This is a genomic window from Izhakiella australiensis (assembly GCF_002006995.1).
Taxonomy (GTDB): Bacteria; Pseudomonadota; Gammaproteobacteria; order Enterobacterales; family Enterobacteriaceae; genus Izhakiella; species Izhakiella australiensis.
In genome coordinates this window covers 190484-212290 of the sequence record NZ_MRUL01000004.1, presented here as the reverse complement: position 1 = coordinate 212290, position 21807 = coordinate 190484, and the positions used below count along the sequence as shown (strand labels likewise).

At 54.4% G+C, this 21807-nt stretch carries 22 protein-coding genes; 13 read left to right on the top strand and 9 right to left on the bottom strand.

The window, feature by feature from the left end:
* Positions 1–12: 12 nt before the first annotated feature.
* Positions 13–192 carry a YoaH family protein gene (locus tag BTJ39_RS08800; RefSeq protein WP_078002307.1) on the top strand — a complete coding sequence of 60 codons (180 nt, stop codon included), beginning with the start codon at positions 13–15 and terminating at the stop codon, positions 190–192.
* Positions 193–239: 47 nt separating this feature from the next.
* Here the strand turns inward: BTJ39_RS08800 and BTJ39_RS08795 are convergent, their stop codons facing one another.
* A complete protein-coding gene (locus tag BTJ39_RS08795) occupies positions 240–584 on the bottom strand; it encodes a RidA family protein (RefSeq protein ID WP_078002306.1) in 345 nt (114 codons plus the stop codon).
* 163 nt (positions 585–747) lie between these two features.
* On the opposite strand from BTJ39_RS08795, the gene BTJ39_RS08790 reads away from it, so the two are divergent.
* The 5 genes from BTJ39_RS08790 to rnd all read left to right on the top strand — a co-directional run bounded on the left by BTJ39_RS08790 (position 748) and on the right by rnd (position 7163).
* Positions 748–2655 carry a DNA repair helicase YoaA gene (locus BTJ39_RS08790; protein ID WP_078002305.1) on the top strand — a complete coding sequence of 636 codons (1908 nt, stop codon included), beginning with the start codon at positions 748–750 and terminating at the stop codon, positions 2653–2655.
* A 53-nt stretch (positions 2656–2708) separates the two neighbouring features.
* Positions 2709–3410: a tRNA (adenosine(37)-N6)-threonylcarbamoyltransferase complex dimerization subunit type 1 TsaB gene (tsaB, locus tag BTJ39_RS08785; RefSeq protein ID WP_078002304.1), complete on the top strand. Its 702-nt coding sequence runs from the start codon at positions 2709–2711 to the stop codon at positions 3408–3410.
* 56 nt (positions 3411–3466) lie between these two features.
* Positions 3467–4057, top strand: coding sequence for a Slp family lipoprotein (locus BTJ39_RS08780; RefSeq protein ID WP_078002303.1), 591 nt, complete (start codon positions 3467–3469; stop codon positions 4055–4057).
* A 202-nt stretch (positions 4058–4259) separates the two neighbouring features.
* Positions 4260–5945 (top strand): long-chain-fatty-acid--CoA ligase FadD, encoded by a 1686-nt coding sequence (gene fadD / locus BTJ39_RS08775; RefSeq protein WP_139356330.1) that lies wholly within the window; start codon positions 4260–4262, stop codon positions 5943–5945.
* Between the two features lie 99 nt (positions 5946–6044).
* Positions 6045–7163 (top strand): ribonuclease D, encoded by a 1119-nt coding sequence (gene rnd, locus BTJ39_RS08770; protein ID WP_139356329.1) that lies wholly within the window; start codon positions 6045–6047, stop codon positions 7161–7163.
* Between the two features lie 61 nt (positions 7164–7224).
* Here the strand turns inward: rnd and minE are convergent, their stop codons facing one another.
* Genes minE through minC form a run of 3 tightly spaced genes read right to left on the bottom strand, consistent with a single transcriptional unit; the run spans position 7225 to position 9050 of the window.
* Positions 7225–7494 carry a cell division topological specificity factor MinE gene (gene minE / locus BTJ39_RS08765; RefSeq protein ID WP_078002300.1) on the bottom strand — a complete coding sequence of 90 codons (270 nt, stop codon included), beginning with the start codon at positions 7492–7494 and terminating at the stop codon, positions 7225–7227.
* 3 nt (positions 7495–7497) lie between these two features.
* On the bottom strand, positions 7498–8310 hold the full coding sequence (minD, locus tag BTJ39_RS08760; RefSeq protein ID WP_078002299.1) for a septum site-determining protein MinD: 813 nt from the start codon (positions 8308–8310) through the stop codon (positions 7498–7500).
* Between the two features lie 38 nt (positions 8311–8348).
* Entirely contained in the window at positions 8349–9050 is a 702-nt protein-coding gene (gene minC, locus BTJ39_RS08755; RefSeq protein WP_078002298.1) for a septum site-determining protein MinC, read from the bottom strand.
* 156 nt (positions 9051–9206) lie between these two features.
* Here minC and BTJ39_RS08750 point away from each other — a divergent pair, with 156 nt between their 5' ends.
* The 4 genes from BTJ39_RS08750 to BTJ39_RS08735 all read left to right on the top strand — a co-directional run bounded on the left by BTJ39_RS08750 (position 9207) and on the right by BTJ39_RS08735 (position 11941).
* Positions 9207–9485, top strand: coding sequence for a YcgL domain-containing protein (locus BTJ39_RS08750; RefSeq protein ID WP_078002297.1), 279 nt, complete (start codon positions 9207–9209; stop codon positions 9483–9485).
* Positions 9486–9568: 83 nt separating this feature from the next.
* Complete coding sequence (locus BTJ39_RS08745) at positions 9569–10741, top strand: lytic murein transglycosylase (RefSeq protein ID WP_078002296.1); 1173 nt, start codon at positions 9569–9571, stop codon at positions 10739–10741.
* A 20-nt stretch (positions 10742–10761) separates the two neighbouring features.
* Positions 10762–11421, top strand: a complete 660-nt coding sequence (locus tag BTJ39_RS08740) for a fumarylacetoacetate hydrolase family protein (protein WP_078002295.1) — start codon at positions 10762–10764, stop codon at positions 11419–11421.
* 82 nt (positions 11422–11503) lie between these two features.
* Positions 11504–11941 (top strand): YcgN family cysteine cluster protein, encoded by a 438-nt coding sequence (locus BTJ39_RS08735; RefSeq protein WP_078002294.1) that lies wholly within the window; start codon positions 11504–11506, stop codon positions 11939–11941.
* 317 nt (positions 11942–12258) lie between these two features.
* Here the strand turns inward: BTJ39_RS08735 and dsbB are convergent, their stop codons facing one another.
* Entirely contained in the window at positions 12259–12789 is a 531-nt protein-coding gene (gene dsbB, locus BTJ39_RS08730) for a disulfide bond formation protein DsbB (RefSeq protein ID WP_078002293.1), read from the bottom strand.
* A 281-nt stretch (positions 12790–13070) separates the two neighbouring features.
* On the opposite strand from dsbB, the gene fadR reads away from it, so the two are divergent.
* Positions 13071–13796 (top strand): fatty acid metabolism transcriptional regulator FadR, encoded by a 726-nt coding sequence (gene fadR, locus BTJ39_RS08725; RefSeq protein WP_078002292.1) that lies wholly within the window; start codon positions 13071–13073, stop codon positions 13794–13796.
* A gap of 80 nt (positions 13797–13876) precedes the next feature.
* On the opposite strand, the gene BTJ39_RS08720 is transcribed toward fadR, so the two are convergent.
* Positions 13877–15412: a SpoVR family protein gene (locus BTJ39_RS08720; protein ID WP_078002291.1), complete on the bottom strand. Its 1536-nt coding sequence runs from the start codon at positions 15410–15412 to the stop codon at positions 13877–13879.
* 500 nt (positions 15413–15912) lie between these two features.
* Here BTJ39_RS08720 and BTJ39_RS08715 point away from each other — a divergent pair, with 500 nt between their 5' ends.
* Both BTJ39_RS08715 and dadX read left to right on the top strand, forming a co-directional pair.
* A complete protein-coding gene (locus BTJ39_RS08715) occupies positions 15913–17217 on the top strand; it encodes a D-amino acid dehydrogenase (RefSeq protein WP_078002290.1) in 1305 nt (434 codons plus the stop codon).
* Positions 17218–17246: 29 nt separating this feature from the next.
* Positions 17247–18320, top strand: a complete 1074-nt coding sequence (gene dadX / locus BTJ39_RS08710; RefSeq protein WP_078002289.1) for a catabolic alanine racemase DadX — start codon at positions 17247–17249, stop codon at positions 18318–18320.
* Between the two features lie 3 nt (positions 18321–18323).
* Here dadX and BTJ39_RS08705 read toward each other — a convergent pair whose 3' ends face one another.
* The 3 genes from BTJ39_RS08705 to BTJ39_RS08695 form a co-directional block, all read right to left on the bottom strand.
* The gene (locus tag BTJ39_RS08705) at positions 18324–19514 is read right to left on the bottom strand and encodes a multidrug effflux MFS transporter (RefSeq protein WP_078002288.1); all 1191 of its coding nucleotides are present in this window, start codon (positions 19512–19514) and stop codon (positions 18324–18326) included.
* A 120-nt stretch (positions 19515–19634) separates the two neighbouring features.
* Positions 19635–21101, bottom strand: a complete 1467-nt coding sequence (gene wbaP, locus BTJ39_RS08700) for an undecaprenyl-phosphate galactose phosphotransferase WbaP (RefSeq protein WP_078002287.1) — start codon at positions 21099–21101, stop codon at positions 19635–19637.
* A gap of 406 nt (positions 21102–21507) precedes the next feature.
* On the bottom strand, positions 21508–21756 hold the full coding sequence (locus BTJ39_RS08695) for a DUF1480 family protein (protein WP_078002286.1): 249 nt from the start codon (positions 21754–21756) through the stop codon (positions 21508–21510).
* Between the last annotated feature and the right edge of the window lie 51 nt (positions 21757–21807).

Genomic DNA, 21807 nt, shown 5'->3' with positions numbered 1-21807 from the left:
CAGGAGAAGACTATGTTTGAGGGTTTACCCGCGCTTTCCCACTACCAGCAGCAGCAGGCGGTGGAGCGAATTCAGGCGCTAATGCAATCGGGTATGAGTAGCGGTCAGGCGATTGCCCAGGTTGCGCAGGAAATTCGCCAGAGTCATTCCGGCGCCATGATCCATGCGCGCTTTGAGGATGAAGAAGACTAAGCAGGCTGATTGCCGCCTCAGTCTGTGAGGCAGCAACGACATCTGCGCTATTTCGCGGCGATAATTTTAATTTCGACGCGGTATTTCGGGTTCATCAGCTGAGCCTGCACCGTACAGCGCACAGGGGCGTTTCCGGGTGAAACCCAGGCGTCCCAGGCGCGATTCATCGCAGCGAAATCCGCCTTATCAACCAGAAAAATGGTTGCATCCAAAATTTTGCTTTTATCAGAACCCAACCGGATTAACAGGTTATCAATCACCGCCAGCGCGTCAGCCGTCTGCGCTTCGGCATCACTGTCGAGGTTTTCCGGCACGCTGGTGTAATAGATGGTGTCGTTATGAATGACGGCTTCCGACATCCGGTGTTCCGGGTCAATACGTTCAATGGTCATTATCGATGTCTATCCTTTGGCAATCAGGCAGGGATTTTCGCCTCACAGCCTGCCACAGTAAAAATGCGCTGTCATCTTTGCGATCCGCCCCGACGGGCAGCGTTTGTCTCCATGGACCGATACTGGCATAATTCCCAGTACTTTTGCAGGCCTGAGATAATTTGTGACAGACGATTTTGCAGCCGATGGCGCTCTGGCGCAGGCAATTCCCGGTTTTAAACCTCGCGCGCCCCAGCGTGAAATGGCGCTGGCCGTGGCGCGCGTTATTGCCGGGCAGGGTGAGCTGGTGGTAGAGGCGGGAACCGGCACCGGCAAAACCTATGCTTACCTTGCTCCGGCGCTGCGCGCCAATAAAAAAGTGATTATTTCTACCGGGTCTAAAGCCTTGCAGGACCAGCTTTATAGCCGCGATCTGCCGACCGTCGCCCGCGCGCTTAACTACAAAGGGGCACTGGCGCTGCTAAAAGGGCGCTCAAACTATCTCTGCCTGGAGCGACTGGAGCAGCATTCAATGGCCGGCGGCGACCTGGCGGCGCAGGCGCTGAGCGATTTGGTGCATTTGCGCGGCTGGTCGGCGGCTACCGTCGATGGCGATATCAGTACCTGCGCGGCGGTTGCTGAAGACAGTCCGGTATGGCCGCTGGTCACCAGCACCAACGACAACTGCCTGGGCAGCGACTGCCCGCTGTATAAAGACTGCTTTGTGGTTAAAGCGCGTCGTAAAGCGATGGATGCCGATGTGGTGGTGGTCAATCACCACCTGTTTCTCGCCGACATGGTGGTTAAGGAGAGCGGATTTGCCGAGCTGATCCCGCAGGCCGACGTTATGATCTTCGATGAAGCCCATCAGGTGCCGGATATTGCCAGCCAGTATTTCGGCCAGCAGGTCTCCAGCCGTCAGCTGCTGGATCTGGCGAAAGATATCACCATTGCCTATCGCACCGAGGTGCGTGACGTTCAGCAACTGCAAAAATCCGCCGATCGCCTGGCTCAGTGCGCCCAGGACTTCCGGCTGGCGCTTGGCGAGCCGGGGTTTCGCGGCAATCTGCGCGAACTGCTCAGTAACCAGCCGGTGCAGCGGGCATTGGTGCTGCTCGATGATGCGCTGGAGCTGTGCTATGACGTGGCTAAGCTGTCGCTGGGACGCTCAGCGCTACTGGATGCCGCGTTTGAACGTGCGGTGCTTTATCGCGGTCGCTTAAAGCGGCTGAAAGATGTCAGCCAGCCGGGCTTTAGCTACTGGTATGAATGTAACTCTCGCCACTTTGTGCTGGCACTGACGCCGCTTTCGGTATCAGAGCGTTTTCGCGAGGTGATGAACGAACGTCCGGCCAGCTGGATTTTCACGTCGGCCACGCTGGCGGTCAACGAGCAGATGACCCACTTCGTCGAGCGGCTCGGCGTTGAAAAAGCGCAAACGCTTATCTTAAACAGCCCCTTTGATTTCAGTCAGCAGGCGCTGCTTTGCGTGCCGCGCCAGCTGCCATTGCCCAATCAGCCCGGCGGCGCGCGTCGGCTGGCAAAAATGATGGCGCCGTTGATTGAAGCCAACCAGGGGCGCTGCTTTTTTCTCTGCACCTCGCATCTGATGATGCGTGAGCTGGCTGCCGAGTTTCGCGCCAGCCTGACGCTGCCGGTGCTGCTGCAGGGCGAAACCAGTAAAGGGCAGCTGCTCAAGCAGTTTATCGCCGCCGGCAATGCGCTGTTAGTGGCGACCAGCAGCTTCTGGGAAGGGGTTGACGTGCGCGGTGACGCCTTGTCGCTGGTTATCATCGATAAGCTGCCCTTTACCTCGCCGGACGATCCACTGCTTAAGGCGCGCATGGAGGATTGCCAGCTGCGCGGCGGCGATCCGTTTAACGACGTGCAGCTTCCCGATGCGGTGATCACCTTAAAGCAGGGGGTGGGACGCCTGATTCGCGATATTGACGATCGCGGCGTGCTGGTGATCTGCGATAATCGGCTGGTAATGCGGCCTTACGGCGCCTCTTTTCTTAATAGTCTGCCGCCGGCGCCGCGCACCCGCGACCTTGAGCGTGCGGTGGAATTCCTGCGCGCGGCGCGCACCTGATGACGGACTCTGTGATATGATGCGCGCCGAAAATTGTGAGTCCAGGAGTAAGCATGTCAACCCGTATTCTGGCGCTGGATACCGCCACTGAAGCCTGTTCCGTCGCCTTGCTGGATGGTCAGCAGGTGCTGGCAAAGTTTGAGCTGTGCCCGCGTGAACACACCCAGCGCATATTACCCCTGGTGCAACAGGTTCTGGCTGAAGCAGAGCTGACGCTTAATCAGCTCGATGCGCTGGCTTTTGGCCGCGGTCCGGGAAGCTTTACTGGCGTGCGTATTGGTATCGGTATTGCTCAGGGGCTGGCGTTTGGCGCCGGATTGCCAATGATGGGCATCTCCACCCTGGCAACCATGGCCGAGGGCGCCTGGCGCCTGCAGCGCGCGCAGCGGGTGCTGGCGGCTATCGATGCCAGGATGGGCGAAGTTTACTGGGCGCAGTACCTGCGCGATAGCGACGGCGGCTGGCAGGGTGAGGTGACTGAAGCCGTACTAAAGCCGGAGGCAGCGCAGCTTCGGATGTCGCAGCTTGAGGGTGACTGGGCGCCGGTAGGAACCGGCTGGCAGGCCTGGCCGCAGCTGACGGAGCGCAGTAAACTTAATCTGGCACGCTGTGAGGTAACGCTTCCCGCCGCGCAGGATATGCTGCCGCTGGCCGCTGCGGCGCTGGCCCGCGGCGCGGTGGTGGACGCTGAGCATGCCGAGCCGGTTTATCTGCGTAATGACGTTGCATGGAAAAAATTACCGGGACGTGAGTAGAGCAGGCAACTATTCATTGTGCGCTGAGTCTAATTAGCGGTATTCAGGAGAATTTTATGCGCAAATTAGCTTTACTCACCGCCGCGCTTTGCGCGGGTGTTTTGCTGCTGACGGGGTGCGTCAGCGTACCTGATTCAATTAAGGGAACGTCACCGACGCCGCAGCAGGATTTGGTCCGGGTGATGAACGCACCTCAGCTGTACGTCGGGCAGGAATCACGCTTTGGCGGTAAGGTGGTGAAAGTGACCAACGAAAATGGCCACACGCTGCTGGAAATCGCTGCGACCCGGCTTGACGATTTTGGACGGCCAATTCTGGGGGCGCCATCCATCGGACGGCTGTTTGCCCGCATCAATGGCTTTGTCGATCCGGTTGATTTTAATAACCAGTGGGTCACGGTGGTAGGCCCCATCACCGGAACCCGCCAGGGTAAAGTTGGTGAGGCGAACTATAACTTTATCACCGTGGATGCAACCGGCTATCAGCGCTGGCGCCTGGCGCAGCAAATCGTATCACCGCCCGCGCCGATCGACCCCTGGATTTGGTATGGACCAGGACCGGGCCGCCATCGCGGTTACTGGGGACCGCCGCCCTACGGCTGGTACAACCCCGGACCGGCGCAGGTCGAGACCTTTCTGACTGAATAAATTTTATCGCTGAACGCCCTGTCATGCTAAACCATGGCAGGGCGTTTATTGCTTTTTAAATCATGCGCTAAATTTTAGTGATGGGCTTCGCAACCTGCACATCCGGAGGATGGCAAACTGGTACGCTGAGTTAAAATAATGTTAATAAAATGCGTGCGAGGGGGTTGCGATGACAACCAATAATAACTTTCGAGGTGCTGAGTTGAAAAAGGTCTGGCTGGATCGTTATCCTGCAGATGTTCCGGCAGAAATTGATGCCGACCGCTATACGTCATTAGTTGACCTCTTCGAGCAGGCTGTTAAGCGCTACGGTGATAAAACCGCGTTTGTTAACATGGGCCGCAGCATGACGTTTCGCCAGCTCGACCGCCGCAGCCGCGCTTTCGCTGCCTGGCTACAGCAGGGGCTGGGATTGAAAAAAGGCGACCGCGTGGCGCTGATGATGCCGAACCTTTTGCAGTATCCCATCGCGCTGTTCGGGGTGCTGCGTGCCGGTATGATAGTGGTTAACGTTAATCCTCTCTATACGCCGCGCGAGCTGGAGCATCAGCTGAATGACAGCGGAGCTCAGGCCATTCTGATCGTCTCCAACTTTGCCCATACCCTGGAAAAAGTGGTGGCAAAAACCCAGATTCGCCATGTGATGCTCACCCGCCTTGGCGATCAGCTATCGCCGGTGAAAGGCTCGCTGGTTAACTTCGTGGTCAAATACGTTAAGCGTCTGGTGCCGAAGTATAATTTGCCGGGGGCTATTTCGTTTCGCAGTGCGCTACAGCAGGGCGCCGTTATGAGCTATAAGCGCCCGACGATTGATAATAACGATTTGGCGTTTCTGCAATACACCGGCGGCACCACCGGGGTGGCTAAAGGCGCGATGCTGACACACCGGAATATGCAGGCGAATCTGGCGCAGACAAAAGCGACCTATGGCTCTCTGCTGCGTGACGGTGACGAAACGGTGGTCACCGCGCTGCCGCTTTACCATATTTTCGCCCTGACGGTGAACTGTCTGCTGTTTGCCGAGCTGGGCGGGCGCAATTTACTGATAACCAACCCGCGCGATATTCCCGGTCTGGTTAAAGAAATCAGCAAATATCCCGTTACCTCGCTGACGGGCGTCAATACGCTGTTTAACGCCTTACTGAACGATCCTAATTTTCACAACATCGACTTCTCAACGCTACGCATGTCCGCCGGCGGGGGAATGTCGGTGCAGAAAGCGGTGGCTGAACGTTGGGAAAAGCTCACCGGGCGTTTCCTGCTGGAGGGCTACGGCCTGACCGAATGTTCACCGCTGGTGTCCGTCAACCCCCATGACATCACCCATCACACCGGCAGCATCGGTCTGCCAGTGCCGTCAACCGATATCCGTCTGGTAGATGATGAGGGCAATGAAGTGGCGCCGGGTGAACCGGGAGAGCTTTGCATTCGCGGTCCGCAGGTTATGCTTGGCTACTGGCAGCGTCCGGATGCCACTGATGAAGTGCTGAAAAATGGATGGCTTCACAGCGGTGATATTGTTACCGTGGATGAAGAGGGCTTTTTACGTATCGTTGATCGTAAAAAAGATATGATTCTGGTTTCCGGTTTTAATGTCTATCCCAACGAGATTGAAGATGTGCTGATGCAGCACCCAAAAGTGCGTGAAGCGGCGGCTATCGGCGTGCCACATGACGTCGCCGGCGAGATGGTTAAGATTTGCGTGGTGAAAAAGGATGATTCGCTGAGCAAAGAGGAGCTGATCGCCCACTGTAAGCTGCATCTTACCGGTTATAAGGTGCCTAAACTGGTTGAGTTTCGCCAGGAGCTGCCAAAAACCAACGTAGGCAAAATACTGCGTCGCGAGCTGCGCGATGAAGCCATTAAAGCGGCAAAGCAGGGCGGCTGACTGCCGCATTGCTGAGGGATACAAGTAAAAACGCCGGTGAGACCGGCGTTTTTATTAGCGAAGATTAACCCGCCAGGCGGGCAAAAAAGAGACCCTATGTTGAATTACACCATGATTAGCGAAAACGCTGAGCTGGCGGCGGTTTGCGCTGCTGCCGGGAAAAAAACGGCGCTGGCGTTGGATACCGAGTTTGTTCGCACCAGAACATATTATCCACGCCTCGGGCTTATCCAGATGTTTGATGGTGAACAAATTAGCCTGATCGACCCGATTGAAATCAGTGACTGGCAGCCATTTATTGCGTTGCTACAGAACCCGGCGGTAACGAAGTTCCTCCATGCCGGCAGTGAAGACCTCGAAGTATTTCTGCACCAGTATGGCGTGATGCCAACGCCGATGATCGACACCCAAATCCTCGCCGCTTTTTGCGGTAAGGCGATGTCACTGGGGTTTGCCAGCCTGGTAGAGAATTACACCGGTATAGCCCTTGATAAAAGTGAAGCGCGGACCGACTGGCTGGCGCGTCCGCTGACCGTGAAACAGTGCCAGTATGCCGCTGCCGACGTCTGGTATTTGCTGCCGGTGGCGTTGCGCCTGGTTGAGGAGACCCGCGAGGCTGGCTGGCTGGCCGCGGCGCTAAACGAGTGCCAGCTTTTGTGCCAGCGACGTCAGGAAATCACCGATCCCGAACAGGCATGGCGCGATATCACCAATGCCTGGCAGCTACGCCCGCGCCAGCTTGGTGTTCTTCAGCTGCTGGCTGCATGGCGACTGGAACAGGCGCGGCAAAAAGATCTGGCGGTTAATTTTGTTGTACGTGAAGAAAATCTGTGGAAGGTGGCGCGCTATCTGCCGGGCACGTTGGGAGAATTAGACCACTTAGGCATCCCCGGCCAGGAAATTCGTTATCACGGCAAGCGTTTGTTGGCGCTGGTTGTTGCCGCGAATGCGCTGGACGAATCGTCACTGCCTGATGCGCTGACAAACCTGGTTGATATGCCGGACTACAAACGGCTGTTTAAAGAAATTAAGGCGCAGATTGCTGAAGTAGCACAGGAAACGGGGTTAAGCCCGGAGCTGCTGGCTTCACGTCGCCAGATAAACCAGCTGCTGAACTGGCATTGGCAGCTAAAACCACAGGAGCGCATTCCTGAGCTGGTAAGCGGCTGGCGTGGCGATCTGTTAAAGCAGCGAATAGATATTTTGCTGGCAACGTAAGCGGCCTGGCATCTGTTCCCCTGCTGACAGTCAGCAGGGGAGCTTGCCAGATAATACCGCATCATTTCGGCGTTTCTTCCGTCTCCGGCAACGTGACATTGAGTTCCAGAATAGAAATGTCGTCGTCGTTCTGATCCAGCTTAACCGTCAGCATTTCCGGATCGATCTTGACGTATCTGCAAATCACTTCCAGTAAATCCTTTTTCAACTGCGGCAGATAGTGAGGCTCCATATCGCCTCTTCTACGCTCTGCAACAATGATCTGCAGCCGCTCCTTGGCTATGTTCGCAGTGTTTTTTTTACGGGATAAAAAGAAATCAAGGAGTGCCATGTCTTATCCCCCAAACAGGCGTTTCAGGAAACCCTTCTTCTCTTCTTCAATAAAGCGGAAGGGGCGTTCTTCGCCAAGCAGTCGGTCTACCGTATCAGCATAGGCCTTACCTGCATCGGATTCGGCGGCCAGAATAACCGGCTCACCCTGGTTGGAGGCACTGAGTACCGACTGGTCTTCAGGAATGACGCCCGCCAGCGGAATGCGCAAAATTTCCAACACGTCTTCCATGCTCAGCATATCACCGCGATTAACCCGGCCAGGGTTGTAGCGGGTTAGCAGCAGATGCTCTTTGATCGGATCCTGGCCGTTTTCGGCGCGGCGCGATTTAGACGACAGGATGCCGAGGATGCGGTCTGAGTCGCGCACCGACGAGACTTCCGGGTTGGTGGTGATGATTGCCTCATCAGCGAAATAGAGCGCCATCAGCGCGCCGGTTTCAATACCAGCAGGCGAATCGCAGACGATGAAATCGAAATCCATCGCCGTCAGGTCATTCAGTACTTTTTCCACACCTTCGCGCGTCAACGCGTCTTTATCGCGGGTCTGGGATGCCGGCAGGATATAGAGTTTTTCCGTGCGCTTATCTTTAATCAGCGCCTGGTTCAGCGTGGCATCGCCCTGGATGACGTTAACAAAGTCATACACCACGCGGCGTTCGCAGCCCATAATCAGGTCAAGGTTTCGCAGACCGATATCGAAATCGATCACCACGGTCTTTTTACCTTTCAGCGCGAGACCGGTCGCGATGGCAGCGCTGGAGGTGGTTTTTCCAACGCCCCCTTTGCCCGAAGTAACTACAATAATGCGTGCCATAAAGTGATTTCCTTACAAAATAGGGCTGTAGAGCCTGCTCAGTACAATTTCTGTATTGTCAGAACGCCGTCCTGCAGACAGAGTCGGGACGCTTTTCCAAAAAAATCGGCAGGTATCTGATCCATTATCCAGTATTCGCCAGCGATAGAGACCAGTTCTGCAGATAAACTGCTGCAAAAAATCTGACACTGCCGGTCCCCGCTGGCGCCTGCCAGCGCCCGACCACGCATCGTGCCGTAAATATGAATGTTGCCATCAGCAATAAGCTCGGCACCAGCGCTGACGCTGCTGGTAACAATGAGATCGCTGTTTTTGGCATAGATTTGCTGCCCGGAGCGCACCGGTGTACTAATCAGACGCGTTTTAGTGGCTTCAGACGGCGCAGGGACCGTTTTGACCTCTTCAATCGGGGCTGCTTCCTGCTTTTTCTGCTGCTTGCCTTCGCTAAGCAGCGGCAGACCGGCCCGGCCGATCAGACGCTTTAACCTGTCGTCTTTACAGCCGCTGATGCCAACAATATGCAATCCTGTTGAGGCGATTGCCTGCTGCATCTGCTGCCAGTTAACGTCACCGTCCAGCGTGGAAACATTTAACACGACGGGCGCGTTTTTTAAAAAGGCCGGAGCCTGATCTACTTTGTCCTGCAACGCCTTGCGAACCGTTTCCGGTTCCGGGTGATGAAGGTGAACAACCGACAGCGTAAAACTACTGCCCTTTAGCTCAATTGGCGCTTGCGACATCGATACCAACTCAGTCCTGTTATCGTCCCTGCTTAAATTATGCCAGTTTTCATGATGCTTAATCGCGGCGGGAGAATATTACGAAGTTATGCCAGCATGTTATAGTTAGAGCTATATTCAGGCAAGATGCCTGCCAGGTTAATTCGAGTAAAAAATATGTTTTGTGTGATCTACAGAAGTCCCCATCGCGATCAGACTTATCTGTATGTTGAGAAAAGAGATGATTTTTCCCGGGTGCCTGAGGCGCTTTTACGCAGTTTTGGACGACCGCAGTTCGCCATGATGTTACCCCTTGACGGGCGCAAGAAACTGGCTAACGCCGAGCTGGAAAAAGTGACCGCAGCGCTTAACGAACAGGGGTTTTATTTGCAGATTCCGCCAACCCCTGAAAGTTTGTTGCAAACCCATCTGGAGAACAGCAAAAAGCCAGTTTAGGAATCATCTGCAAATATTTTCGCCAGATTTACCCCCATGCGGCAATTAATTGCGGCGAAAATAAACAATATAAGGAATCCCGGATGAAGTCCCGCAAACATAATATTATTGCTATCGCCGCTTTGCTGGCGCTGGGCAGTGGCCTGTCGCAGTCAACCTGCGCGGACGCAGGTAGTGCGCCTGCACAGGAACATTTGCTTAATTCTGCGTCCACCACGCCTGCACAGGGGCATTTGCTTAATTCTGCGGATGCGCCCGCGAAGAAACCGCTCTCCAATTCGTCGCCGGCGCAGCCTTCAGCCTCAACGCTTGCTGAGACGGGGCGCGATCCAGCCGAGTTCCCCGCGTATGTGGAACAGCTTAAACAGCAAGCCCGCCAGGCGGGTATTGATGAGCAGACCATCACCAACGGCTTCATCGGGGTACACTTCGTCGATCACGCCGTCACCTCCGATCGCAATCAGCCGGAAAAAAAGTTCACGCTTGATGACTATCTGGCGCGCATTATGACGCCGGAAAGGATTGAGCAGGGGCGCGAGAACCTCGGGAAGTATCACCAGCAACTGCAGCAGGTTGCGGCCCGTTACGGCGTCTCGCCTGCTTACGTCGTCGCCCTGTGGGCGATGGAAAGCCGCTATGGTGCAATTCAGGGCAAAGAAGAGGTTGTTTCAGCGCTGGCGACGCTGGCGTTTGAAGGCCGCCGTGAACGGTTCTTTACCGATGAACTGCTGGCGGCCTTAAAAATTATTCAGCGCCAGCAGATTTCTGCTGCCGAACTGAAAGGCTCGTGGGCTGGCGCAATGGGGCAAAGCCAGTTTATGCCCAGCTCTTTTCTGCGCTACGGCGCCGACGGTGATGGCGACGGTAAGATCGATATCTGGAACAATGTTGATGACGTTTTTGCCTCAACGGCCAACTACCTTGCTTCACAGGGATGGCAGGCCGGTGAACGCTGGGGCCAGCAGGTTTCGCTGCCGGACAGCTTCGATCGTCAGAAAGCCGGTACCCGTGAAGGCCAGGGGCGTACCATTGCCCAGTGGCAGGCGGCGGGCGTAACGCTATCCGCTCCGGCGCCGTCACCGCAGCAGCGCGCCTGGATAATTCTGCCTGACGATGCGCAGAACCGGGCATTTATGGTTTTTGACAACTTCCGCACGATTATGCGCTGGAACCGTTCTTATTATTTCGCTTTGAGCGTTGGTATGATGGCTGACGTACTGGCAAAACCGGCGTCGGCTGCTGCCGATGCTCCCTGATTAATCAGCGAGGGAACAACATGTATCAGCACCATAACTGGCAGGGCACTCCGTTAGATTATCCTGTTAATAAAGTGATATGCGTTGGCAGCAACTACGCCAAACACATTAGCGAAATGGGTAGTGCAACGCCGGTCGAACCGGTGCTATTTATTAAGCCGGAAACTGCCCTGTGCGATATCCGTCAGCCGCTGTCGATCCCAAAAAATATGGGCGCGGTACACCATGAGGTAGAGCTGGCGGTATTAATTGGTTCGACTCTCAAGCAGGCGACGGAAGATCACGTCCGTCAGGCGATTGCTGGCTACGGTGTGGCACTGGACCTGACGCTTCGTGATATTCAGGCCGGCTGCAAGAAAGCCGGACAGCCGTGGGAAAAGGCCAAGGGCTTTGATAATGCCTGTCCGATTTCCGGTTTTATCCCCGCCGCCGAGTTTTCCTCCGATCCGCAAAATACTGAATTAAGGCTGCTGGTTAATGGCAGTGTGCGCCAGAGCGGCAATACCGCTGACATGATAACCCCCATACTGCCGCTTATTGCTTATATGAGTAAGTTTTTTACCCTGCGGGAGGGAGACATCGTGTTAACCGGTACGCCGGAGGGCGTGGGGCCGATGGCGTCAGGCGATACCCTGGAGGTGTCGCTGGCTGGCTATGGGATTGCCACCAGAGTGCTATAGACGCATTGAATCTGCGCCGGGGCTTGCATCTGTCGCTGCTAAGCTTTATAAGGTGCAGCTTTCTCAACGAGCGGGAATAATGATGAGCGAACTTCCATTCTGGCAGCGTAAAAGCCTTGAACAGATGACCGACGCGGAGTGGGAATCGCTTTGCGATGGCTGCGGGCAGTGCTGTTTAAATAAGCTTCAGGATGAAGAGAGCGACGAGATTTATTTTACCAATGTCGCCTGCGATCAGCTGAACATTAAAACCTGCGGCTGTAAAAATTATGAACGTCGCTTCGAATACGAACCCGATTGCATCAAGCTAACGCGGACAAATCTTCCAACCTTTTCGTGGCTGCCATGGACCTGTGCTTATCGATTGCTGGCGGAGGGAAAACCGCTGCCTGCGTGGCACCCATTGCGCAGCGGATCGAAAACCGCCATGCACGCGCAGCGTATTTCAGTCCGGCACATTGCCGTACGTGAAAGCGAAGTCATTGACTGGGAAGATCATATTATCAGGCGTCCTGCCTGAGTCTGACAGACCCCGGCGGTGCCGGGGTAATCGATCGACTAATGAAAAGACGGTGATACCGATTTAGCGCAGCTGCCGTCAGCGTTGTTGCAGGGCTGAGCCTTGCTGTCGGTTGATTTAGCCGCCTGATTCGGCGCCGGATCTGAATTGGGCGAAAACGCTGAGCATCCGCTGACGAATGACAGTACAAGAGATAGCAGTAGTATTTTTTTCATCACATCTCCTTGTTATGACGCTTACTTTTTGATCATAGACCGTCGGATGACATTCCGGGCGGCGGGATGTGAAATTTGTTGGGAGCCAGCGCCCCCGACGTCTCAATTTGAGAAAATAGTCCGTTTGCGCGCCCGGAAAGGCTGAGCGATCAGCACCAGAATGGCGATCAGTAGATACACGGCGAAAGTGGCAATCAGCCACTGGGGCATGCTGAGATTCAGCAGCGTCCAGCCGCGTTCTGAGCAGTCGCCGCTGGCGACGAATACCGCAGGAAGCCAGTGGTCCAGCGGCAGCCAGCCCGGAAAGCTGGCTGCGAAGTCGCATGTGGCGAAAGGATTGGGATGCAGCTGCAGCATGGTATGTTGCCATGACAGACGCAGGCCTTCCCAGGCGCTGTAAATCCAAATCAAAATCGCTAGCCAGCGCAGCGGCGTACGCGGCGCGATGACGCCAACGATACCTGCGCCCATGACGCCAAACAACGCGCAGCGTTCATAAATGCACATCACGCAGGGCATCAGCCCCTGAACATGTTGGAACCAAAGCGCTACTAATTCCAGCGCCAGCGCTGAAAGCGTCAGCAGTAGCCAGGCTCCGCGTCCCTGAGAGCAGCGATTAAGATAAGTCAGCATAAAACGTTCCATGAATAACTGTTAAACGGGAAGTTTAAACGAAAAACAAGGTGCTGCCAGCCCGTCAGATGACAAAAGATAGCCCTGATAAATGACTTAAATTAAACAAAATGTAAAAAAATCCCCGCCAGCAACATAGGCTGCTTAAACGCCGGTGCTACCAACTGATTTTTGTTTGATATATATCCAAATCCGGCGTTAGCAGACTATATAGCACAGAATGCCTCTGGTATGATGAGTAACAATTTATAGCATTATCCCTACCACGGAAAATAAACGCTATGGTCATAAAAGCGCAGAGCCCTGCAGGGTTCGCGGAAGAATATATTATTGAAAGTATTTGGAATAACCGTTTTCCGCCAGGAACTATTTTACCCGCTGAACGTGAGCTGTCAGAACTGATCGGTGTAACGCGAACCACGCTGCGTGAAGTCTTACAGCGTCTGGCTCGCGATGGCTGGCTGACAATCCAGCATGGCAAACCGACCCGGGTTAATGACTTTTGGGAAACTTCAGGGCTGAATATTCTTGAAACCCTGGCGCGTCTGGATCACGACAGCGTTCCGCAACTGATCGATAATTTGCTCTCAGTGCGGACGAATATTGCCTCAATTTTTATTCGTCGTGCGGTGCGCAACTTTCCGGAAAAAGCGCAGGCGGTACTTCGTTCAGCCGAGACGGTCGAAGATAAAGCGGATGCCTATACGGATCTCGACTATGGCATTTTCCGTGGCCTGGCATTCGCTTCCGGCAATCCCATCTACGGTTTGATCCTCAACGGACTTAAGGGATTATACACCCGGGTAGGGCGTCACTATTTCTCCAACCCGGAAGCCCGCCAGCTGGCGCGCAATTTTTATACTGAACTGTTGGCGCTTTGCCAGCAGCAGCACCCTGACCGGGTAGTCGACGTGGTGCGTGATTATGGCCGCCGCAGCGGAGAGATCTGGCACGGCATGCAACTGTCAATGCCCCAGCAGGAAACCAGTCGGTTGAAAAGCTCCTGATGATAATAAAAAACCGGTCAATGACCGGTTTTTTTAACCGCCTCGCCAGCAGAGGGGTTATCGGAAATGCCGTGCCATAGTTACAGTGTCACGGTGCGTGGTGGACAGCGATCCAGCTGTTCCACCGAGCCATCTTCATTTTGCTGTTCCAGATGCACATCAAAGCCCCACAGGCGATGCACATGTTTTAACACTTCACGACGGCTCTTATCCAGCGGCGTACGGCTTTGCGGCACGTAACGCAGCATCAGCGATCTGTCGCCGCGCAGGTCGACGTTATAAATCTGAATATTGGGTTCAAGATTGCTCAGATTATACTGTGCGGAGAGCTGCTGGCGGATCGCCCGATAGCCGGCCTCATCGTGAATCGCGGCAATTTCCAGGAAATTATTGCGATCGTCATCCAGTACGGTGAACAGGCGGAAGTCGCGCATCACCTTCGGTGACAGGAACTGGCTGATAAAGCTTTCGTCCTTAAATTCCCGCATAGCGAAATGCAGGGTGTCCAGCCAGTCTTTGCCTGCTATGTCCGGGAACCAGTAGCGATCTTCTTCGGTCGGCGCTTCACAGATACGCTTAATATCCTGAAACATAGCGAAGCCGAGCGCATAAGGATTAATGCCGTTGTACCACTGGCTGTTATACGGCGGCTGAAAAACAACGTTAGTATGACTATGGAGGAACTCCATCATAAAGCGGTCAGTAACTTTACCTTCGTCATACAGATGGTTGAGAATGGTATAGTGCCAGAACGTCGCCCAGCCCTCATTCATTACCTGCGTTTGCTTTTGCGGATAAAAATACTGGCTGACTTTGCGCACGATGCGCAGAATTTCACGCTGCCATGATTCCAGCAGTGGCGCGTTTTTTTCCATAAAATACAGCAGATTTTCCTGCGGTTCAGAGGGGAAACGTTGCTGCTGGGCCTGCGCTTCTTCCCGTTCGCGTCGCGGCAGGGTGCGCCACAGCGTATTCACCTGGCTTTGCAGGTACTCTTCGCGGCTTTTCTGGCGCGCTTTTTCTTCTTCCAGCGAAATCTTTTGCGGGCGTTTGTAGCGATCCACGCCGTAATTCATTAGCGCATGGCAGGAGTCGAGCAGCTTTTCCACCTCTTCAACGCCGTAGCGCTCTTCGCAGCGGGCTATATAGCTGCGGGCAAAAATCAGGTAATCAACAATTGAGCTGGCGTCGGTCCAGCTGCGAAACAGATAGTTATTTTTGAAAAAGGAGTTATGCCCATAGCAGGCATGAGCCATCACCAGCGCCTGCATGGTCATGGTGTTCTCTTCCATCAGATAAGCAATACAGGGATTAGAATTAATCACAATCTCATAAGCCAGCCCCTGCTGGCCGTGCTTATAGCGCTGCTCCGTTTCGATGAATTTTTTACCGAATGACCAGTGCGCATAGTTGATTGGCATACCGACGCTGGAGTAGGCGTCCATCATCTGCTCGGAGGTAATAACCTCGATTTGGTGTGGGTAAGTTTCCAGGCGGTAATGTTTGGCGACGCGGTCTATTTCATGCAAATAGACGTCAAGCAGATCGAAAGTCCAGTCGGGTCCATCACTGAGTCGTTTGCTGTCCTTAATTGGATCGTCAAAGATTGTTGTCATAGCGCACCCCTTAATAACAAGCGGTCAGGCACCGGCCCAAACCGTTTATTTCATGATCTGTCGCAGCATCTCCGTGCCGGCCAGATCCGGAATCACAACTTCATCTTTAATGATAGTTCACTCTCTGTTATCTCTGGGGTTAAAGCAACGGAAATCTTGCGCTACAGGGCCACTGCTGCCGGCTGTCGAAGCTGAGCAAAGTTAAATTCTGTGACGGATGTTTTAACCAGTTGTTAATACTGATGAGGCTTGAGGGCAGGGAATGCCCAGCTTTCTGCTGGTAAGGGCGTTGAATTTGCTATCTGTTAGTGTTTGCTACTGCAAAGTGGCGCTTGTCTTTAGGAAGTTCTGAATTCATCGCCTGTGCTGAGTTTTTGTTACCAAAATGCAAAAAAAGAGGTGAAATACAGACGCTAAGGTTGCGTCATCGCTTTGGAGTATTTGTCGGCGCACAGGGCAATAAATTAGTATTTTATTCTTTTCAGCAATGCGGAGCGGTTATGCGAATAGTCATTCTGGGGAGCGGCGTTATCGGCGTTACCAGCGCCTGGTATCTGGCGCAGGCAGGTCATGAGGTTACCGTGATTGAACGTCAGCCGGATTCCGCGATGGAAACCAGTGCGGGAAATGCCGGGCAAATATCACCAGGCTACGCTGCCCCCTGGGCGGCGCCCGGTGTGCCGCTCAAGGCCATCAAGTGGATGTTTCAGCGTCATGCGCCGCTGGCGATACGTCCTGACGGCAGTCGCTTTCAGCTGGCCTGGATGTGGCAAATGCTGCGTAACTGCGATATGCGCCACTATCAGCAAAATAAAAGTCGCATGGTGCGACTTGCCGAATACAGCCGCGACTGCCTGAAAGCTCTGCGCGAACAGACCGGCATCGCCTATGAAGGGCGGCAGGGCGGAACCTTACAGCTGTTTCGCACCGATCAGCAGTTTGACAACGCCAGCAAAGATATTGCCGTGCTGAAAGAGGCGGGCGTGCCCTATGAGCTGCTGCGCGCCGACGAGCTGGCGCGCGTCGAGCCGGCGCTGGCGGCGACCCGGCACAAGCTAACTGGCGGCCTGCGGTTACCTAATGATGAAACCGGCGACTGTCAGCTGTTTACCCATCATCTGACCGAAATGGCGCGCGCCGCAGGCGTGACGTTCCGCTTTGGCGTTGCTGTTGATCGGCTGGTGCGCGAAGGCAATCGTATCGTGGCGGTAAAGTGTGGCGCGGAAACGCTGACCGCCGATGCCTTCGTCATGGCGCTCGGCTGCTGGTCGACCGCCATGCTGAAGGATATTGTTGATATCCCGGTCTATCCGCTAAAAGGCTATTCGCTGACCGTTCCCGTGACCAATTCTGATGCCGCGCCGGTCTCCACCGTGCTGGATGAAAGTTATAAAGTTGCCGTCACCCGTTTTGATAATCGCATTCGCGTTGGCGGCATGGCGGAAATTGTTGGTTTTAACAACGAACTGTTAGTCGCGCGGCGTAAAACGCTGGAGATGGTGGTCAACGACCTTTACCCTGAAGGCGGTGACGTCGGCCGCGCCAGTTTCTGGACCGGGCTGCGCCCGATGACGCCGGACGGTACGCCGATAGTCGGCCGGACGCCGCTGAGCAACCTTTTTCTGAATACCGGACACGGCACCCTTGGCTGGACGATGGCCTGCGGTTCGGGTCAACTGCTGGCCGATCTGGTTTCAGGGCGTACGCCGGCTATTGCTGCCGATGATCTATCTGTACTACGTTATCTGCCAGGGTTTGACGGCAACGCTGCCGGAAAATTATATAGCGCCGGTGCCGCACGCTGATAAAAGCGCCGTGCGTTAAAGGAGAAAATATGGCTCGTCCTATTGTCGCAACCATTCATAGCGATGCGTTGCGACACAATCTGTCCGTCGTCCGTCAGGCGGCGGGGAGATCTCATATCTGGTCTGTGGTGAAGGCTAACGCTTATGGCCATGGCCTGGCGCGCATCTGGCAAAGCCTCAGTGATACCGACGGCTTTGCGTTGCTGAATCTGGAAGAGGCAATACTGCTGCGCGAACAGGGCTGGAAAAAACCCATCCTGCTGCTGGAGGGCTTTTTTGCTCCCGAGGAGCTGGAAATACTCGATCGCTATCGGTTGACCACCAGCGTGCATAGCAACTGGCAGATTCAGGCGCTGGCGCAGGCCCGGCTCTCCGCGCCCCTGGATATTTATCTGAAGGTTAATAGCGGTATGAACCGCCTCGGCTTTCAGCCGGAACAGGTCCACAATGCCTGGCAGAAACTGCGCAATTTAGACAATGTCGGTGAGATGACGCTGATGTCGCACTTTGCCAGAGCTGAGGAAGCGCAAGGCATTGTCGAGCCGCTGCGTCGCATTGAGCTGGCTGCAAAGGATATCTCCTCGCCGCGCTCGCTGGCAAATTCGGCGGCCACCCTCTGGCATCCGCAGACGCATCATGATTGGGTCAGGCCGGGCATTATTTTATACGGCGCTTCCCCCAGCGGTAAATGGCAGGATATCGCCAGCACCGGTTTGCGACCTGCGATGACGCTTGAAAGCGAAATTATCGGCATACAAAACCTGTATCCCGGTGAGGGCGTCGGCTACGGCCACCGTTACCGGGCCAGTGATGAGCAGCGGATAGGCGTAGTCGCTTGTGGCTACGCGGATGGCTATCCGCGCCATGCGCCTACCGGTACCCCGGTTTACGTTGACGGCGCCAGAACCACCACGGTTGGCGCTATTTCGATGGATATGTTAGTGATTGACCTCACGCCGTGCCCCGAAGTACACATCGGTACGCGCGTGGAATTGTGGGGTGATAACGTCAGAATTGACGATGTGGCAGCCGCTTCCGGCACCGTAGGGTACGAGCTAATGTGCGCGTTGGCCCCGCGAGTGCCGGTGGTGGTGGCCGACTAAATATCAGAGCGCGGTGATCCTGCCGCGCATTTTTTTACTCATTCGCCATGCCAGTGCGCACAGCAGCGTACCGAGCAGCATCATCAGCATAAGGGCGCTTTTTTCGCTCAGCGGCAGCGCCATTACCAGCATACCCACCGACGCGCCGCCAGCCATTTGGATAAACCCCATCAGCGCCGAAGCGACGCCCGCCTGCTGCGGCCAGGGCTCCAGCGCGTAGCTGGTCGCCGGACCAACGGTCCAGGCAAGGCCCGCACAGGCGATAACAACCGGCAGCATATAGCAATACCAGGCGCTTTGCGCTGCGGCTGGCAGCAGGCTGATTTCCGCCAGCAATAGCAGCGCTGCGCACAGCTGGGCGAGGCTGCCGGCCAGTAAACATCTGGGACGGCCCACCTTACGGATCATCTTGTTAACGAGTACGCTAAACAACATGATCCAGAAGCCGTTAGCGCCGAAAGCGAAGGAGAACTGCAGTGGCGAAAGTTTACCCTGATTCATCAGCACTTCCGGTGCCAGAGAAACGTAGGTAAGCACCATGCCCATCACTCCGGCATTGGCGGCAGCAAAGGCGAGGAAGTCGGGGCGTTTGATAATCAGGCCGTACTGGCGAAATGGAATTCCCCTGGCGCGTAGCGTCCCTTCTGGCCGGGTTTCCGGCAGCAAAAACACCACCAGTGAGCCGATCACCAGCGCATACAGGCTGAGAAGCCAGAAGGGCGCGCGCCAGCCAAAACTGGCGCCCAACAGCCCGCCCAGTAGCGGAGCCAGAGCCGGAACGATATTCAATGCGCCGTTAAGAAAGCTGTAGGCGCGCGCAGCGTCGTCGCCTTCGAGGCGGTCGCGCACGCCGCTGAATGACACCACCGCGGTACAACAAACCGCGCAGCCCTGTACCACCCGCGCCAGAAAGAAAAGCTGCCAGCTTACTGCGCAGGCGGCCAGTATGCTGCCCACCAGATAAAGGGCGATGCCGCAAAGGGCGATGGGTTTACGGCCGAAATTATCCACCAATGGTCCGGCGACCAGTTGCCCCAGTCCCATGATAAGCAGGAACAAGGGAATAGTCAGTTGCATCAGAGAGATGGGTGCATCAAGGCCAATGGCGATTTGCGGCAGCACCGGCAGGTAAAGATCGATGCCCAGCGGGCCAAACAGCACCAGCGTAAGCAACAACAGGGTGAATTTTTGCATGCGGACCAGATGGTAAAAACAAAAAAAGAAGGGCTAAGGGTAGAGCTTTGACGATAAAAAGGAAAGGCTGAAGAGCGATTCAGGCTGCCTGCTGGTGCAAACAGCCTGAACAGTGAGCGGTTAGTATGCGCCGTCGCGGCGTAAAACAACGCCAGCGGTTTTAAACAGAATGGCGACGTCGGTCCACAGCGCCCAGTTTTTAACATACCAGGAGTCGAAGTAGACCCGCGTGTCGTAATCGATATCATTACGTCCGCTAACCTGCCAGAGTCCGGTCATACCCGGTTTGGCCATCAGGTAGTAATCAACGTCGCCGGCATAGCGTTCCAGCTCTGCTTCAATCACCGGACGCGGTCCGACCAGGCTCATTTCACCCCGGATCACGTTCCACAGCTGCGGCAGTTCATCAAGGCTGGTTTTACGCAGGAAGCCGCCGACACGGGTAATGCGCGGATCATTTTTCAGCTTGAAGTCTTTATCCCATTCGGCCTGCGCCTCCGGGTCGGTTGCCAGCAGTTGTTCAAGCACTTCCTGGGAGTTAGTTACCATTGAGCGGAACTTGAGGCATTTAAATTTTTTGCCATCGTGACCAACGCGCTCGTGACCGTAAATCGGGCTGCCGCCATCGCGGGAAACCAGCCAGCACAGCAGGCCAAAGGCCGGTGCGAGGAACAGCAGCAGCATTGAGGCAACCACCAGGTCAAACGCACGCTTAAGGAAGCGTGAGGAGCGTTTGGCCAGGCTATTGCTGACGCGCAGAATCATGACTTCGTGACTGAAAATAAACGACATGTCGGTACCGTACAGCGGCACGCCGCGCAGGGCAGGGACAACTGACACCGAACGGCAGCGCTTCTTCGATAACAGCTTCAGCCATTTGTCACTTAACGCCTTTTGTTCATATTCTGTCGCTACGATGAACTGGGTATTTTCCAGATCGACCGTATCCCAGACGATATCCTTATGGGTGATAACCGGAATGCCGTTCAGATGTTCCGGACGGTTTTCGCCGCTGGTGGCAACAAACGCTTTAACTTCATAGCCAAGCATCTCTTCGCTTTGCAGCGCGGCATAGGCTTCGCGGGCGTTTCTGCCTGAACCGATGATGATAGTCTGTTTGGTCCATTGGCCGGCGCGCAGGATAGCCTGCTTAACGCAGGTACGCAGCAGTGGCACCAGAATCAGGGCAAAGCCCCAGGTGAAAATCCACAGCATGCGAGAGAAATCCCATTTGGAGAAAGAAATCAAGGCCATATCCAGCAGGGAAAAAATGACCAGCGTCTTAATTATTTCTTTCAGTTCAAACCAGAACGGCTTGCGATAGGTGTAATGACGCAAGCGCGTCCAGAACCAGGCGGTACACACCAGTGACATAACAAACTGAGCAATAAAGCGAACTTTAATCTCATGTGGCGGGATAAATATATCCAGATTCCCCCATATTGCCTGAACGGCAGCGGTGGACAAAAATAGTGCCAGATTAATAGAGACTAAATCCGAAAAGCTAAGTGCTAATTTCGCAATAATATTTTTACGGGTGCCGCTGAACGTGCGACGGCCCTCGTTCATTACCAGAGTACTTGCCATAATGCCTGCTCTCTTTTCATAAGGAACCCATGAACCTGACGAGGATCAAGCACGCTATCAGGGGTGGTTGCAGTGAATAGTTCCTGTTTATCAATGCATTGTGTGGCGTGTTTCGCCGATTTTTTTCTATTAAATGCGCAATGAGACCCTATGTTCAATCTTTTGACATTGTGTTTCATCGCAAAAATCTAACCGGAATTATGCAGCAGGGTGCTGTTGGCGTTAATACGGGTAATTCCTAAAAGCAAAAACACTCCGGTCTAAAAAATAAAGAATGCACTGCTTCGATAACAAAAAGATATTAATAGAAGAGCATGAGAATATGACGAGACGGTAACAATAAGAATACGATGAAATGAAATCATTTCATCGTATAAATAATCTTAAAGATATTATGGGAATAACTTCAGGCCGAAATTTTTAATACCCAGCGGTCATGATTTTTGTCGTAATGACCGATTTCCAGGTCCACTTGTTCACCGTCAATCCAGGCGGGTATGCTGGTGTCCTCATCCCAGCCGTCCAGCTGGTAACTCAGGCCGGGGTTGGTCAGGCAGGGGATGTGGACTTCATTGACGTTGGTTTTGCTGGCACTACCAGCGTTCATTTCTGCATCTACGATCTCATAACGCCCGACGCGAATAACATGGCTCATAATTCATCCCCTCTGCATAAGCATGAACTATAAGCGTAGTCGGTTTTGCTG

Bases quoted from the DNA above. Each gene is read 5' to 3' on its own strand.
- fadR (WP_078002292.1), top strand. From the start codon at position 13,071: ATGGTCATAAAAGCGCAGAGCCCTGCAGGGTTCGCGGAAGAATATATT.
- BTJ39_RS08715 (WP_078002290.1), top strand. From the start codon at position 15,913: ATGCGAATAGTCATTCTGGGGAGCGGCGTTATCGGCGTTACCAGCGCC.
- minE (WP_078002300.1), bottom strand. From the start codon at position 7,494: ATGGCACTCCTTGATTTCTTTTTATCCCGTAAAAAAAACACTGCGAAC.
- BTJ39_RS08720 (WP_078002291.1), bottom strand. From the start codon at position 15,412: ATGACAACAATCTTTGACGATCCAATTAAGGACAGCAAACGACTCAGT.
- minC (WP_078002298.1), bottom strand. From the start codon at position 9,050: ATGTCGCAAGCGCCAATTGAGCTAAAGGGCAGTAGTTTTACGCTGTCG.
- BTJ39_RS08735 (WP_078002294.1), top strand. From the start codon at position 11,504: ATGAGCGAACTTCCATTCTGGCAGCGTAAAAGCCTTGAACAGATGACC.
- BTJ39_RS08705 (WP_078002288.1), bottom strand. From the start codon at position 19,514: ATGCAAAAATTCACCCTGTTGTTGCTTACGCTGGTGCTGTTTGGCCCG.
- BTJ39_RS08745 (WP_078002296.1), top strand. From the start codon at position 9,569: ATGAAGTCCCGCAAACATAATATTATTGCTATCGCCGCTTTGCTGGCG.
- tsaB (WP_078002304.1), top strand. From the start codon at position 2,709: ATGTCAACCCGTATTCTGGCGCTGGATACCGCCACTGAAGCCTGTTCC.
- BTJ39_RS08750 (WP_078002297.1), top strand. From the start codon at position 9,207: ATGTTTTGTGTGATCTACAGAAGTCCCCATCGCGATCAGACTTATCTG.
- BTJ39_RS08780 (WP_078002303.1), top strand. From the start codon at position 3,467: ATGCGCAAATTAGCTTTACTCACCGCCGCGCTTTGCGCGGGTGTTTTG.
- BTJ39_RS08795 (WP_078002306.1), bottom strand. From the start codon at position 584: ATGACCATTGAACGTATTGACCCGGAACACCGGATGTCGGAAGCCGTC.
- wbaP (WP_078002287.1), bottom strand. From the start codon at position 21,101: ATGGCAAGTACTCTGGTAATGAACGAGGGCCGTCGCACGTTCAGCGGC.
- BTJ39_RS08695 (WP_078002286.1), bottom strand. From the start codon at position 21,756: ATGAGCCATGTTATTCGCGTCGGGCGTTATGAGATCGTAGATGCAGAA.
- BTJ39_RS08800 (WP_078002307.1), top strand. From the start codon at position 13: ATGTTTGAGGGTTTACCCGCGCTTTCCCACTACCAGCAGCAGCAGGCG.
- BTJ39_RS08740 (WP_078002295.1), top strand. From the start codon at position 10,762: ATGTATCAGCACCATAACTGGCAGGGCACTCCGTTAGATTATCCTGTT.
- dadX (WP_078002289.1), top strand. From the start codon at position 17,247: ATGGCTCGTCCTATTGTCGCAACCATTCATAGCGATGCGTTGCGACAC.
- minD (WP_078002299.1), bottom strand. From the start codon at position 8,310: ATGGCACGCATTATTGTAGTTACTTCGGGCAAAGGGGGCGTTGGAAAA.
- dsbB (WP_078002293.1), bottom strand. From the start codon at position 12,789: ATGCTGACTTATCTTAATCGCTGCTCTCAGGGACGCGGAGCCTGGCTA.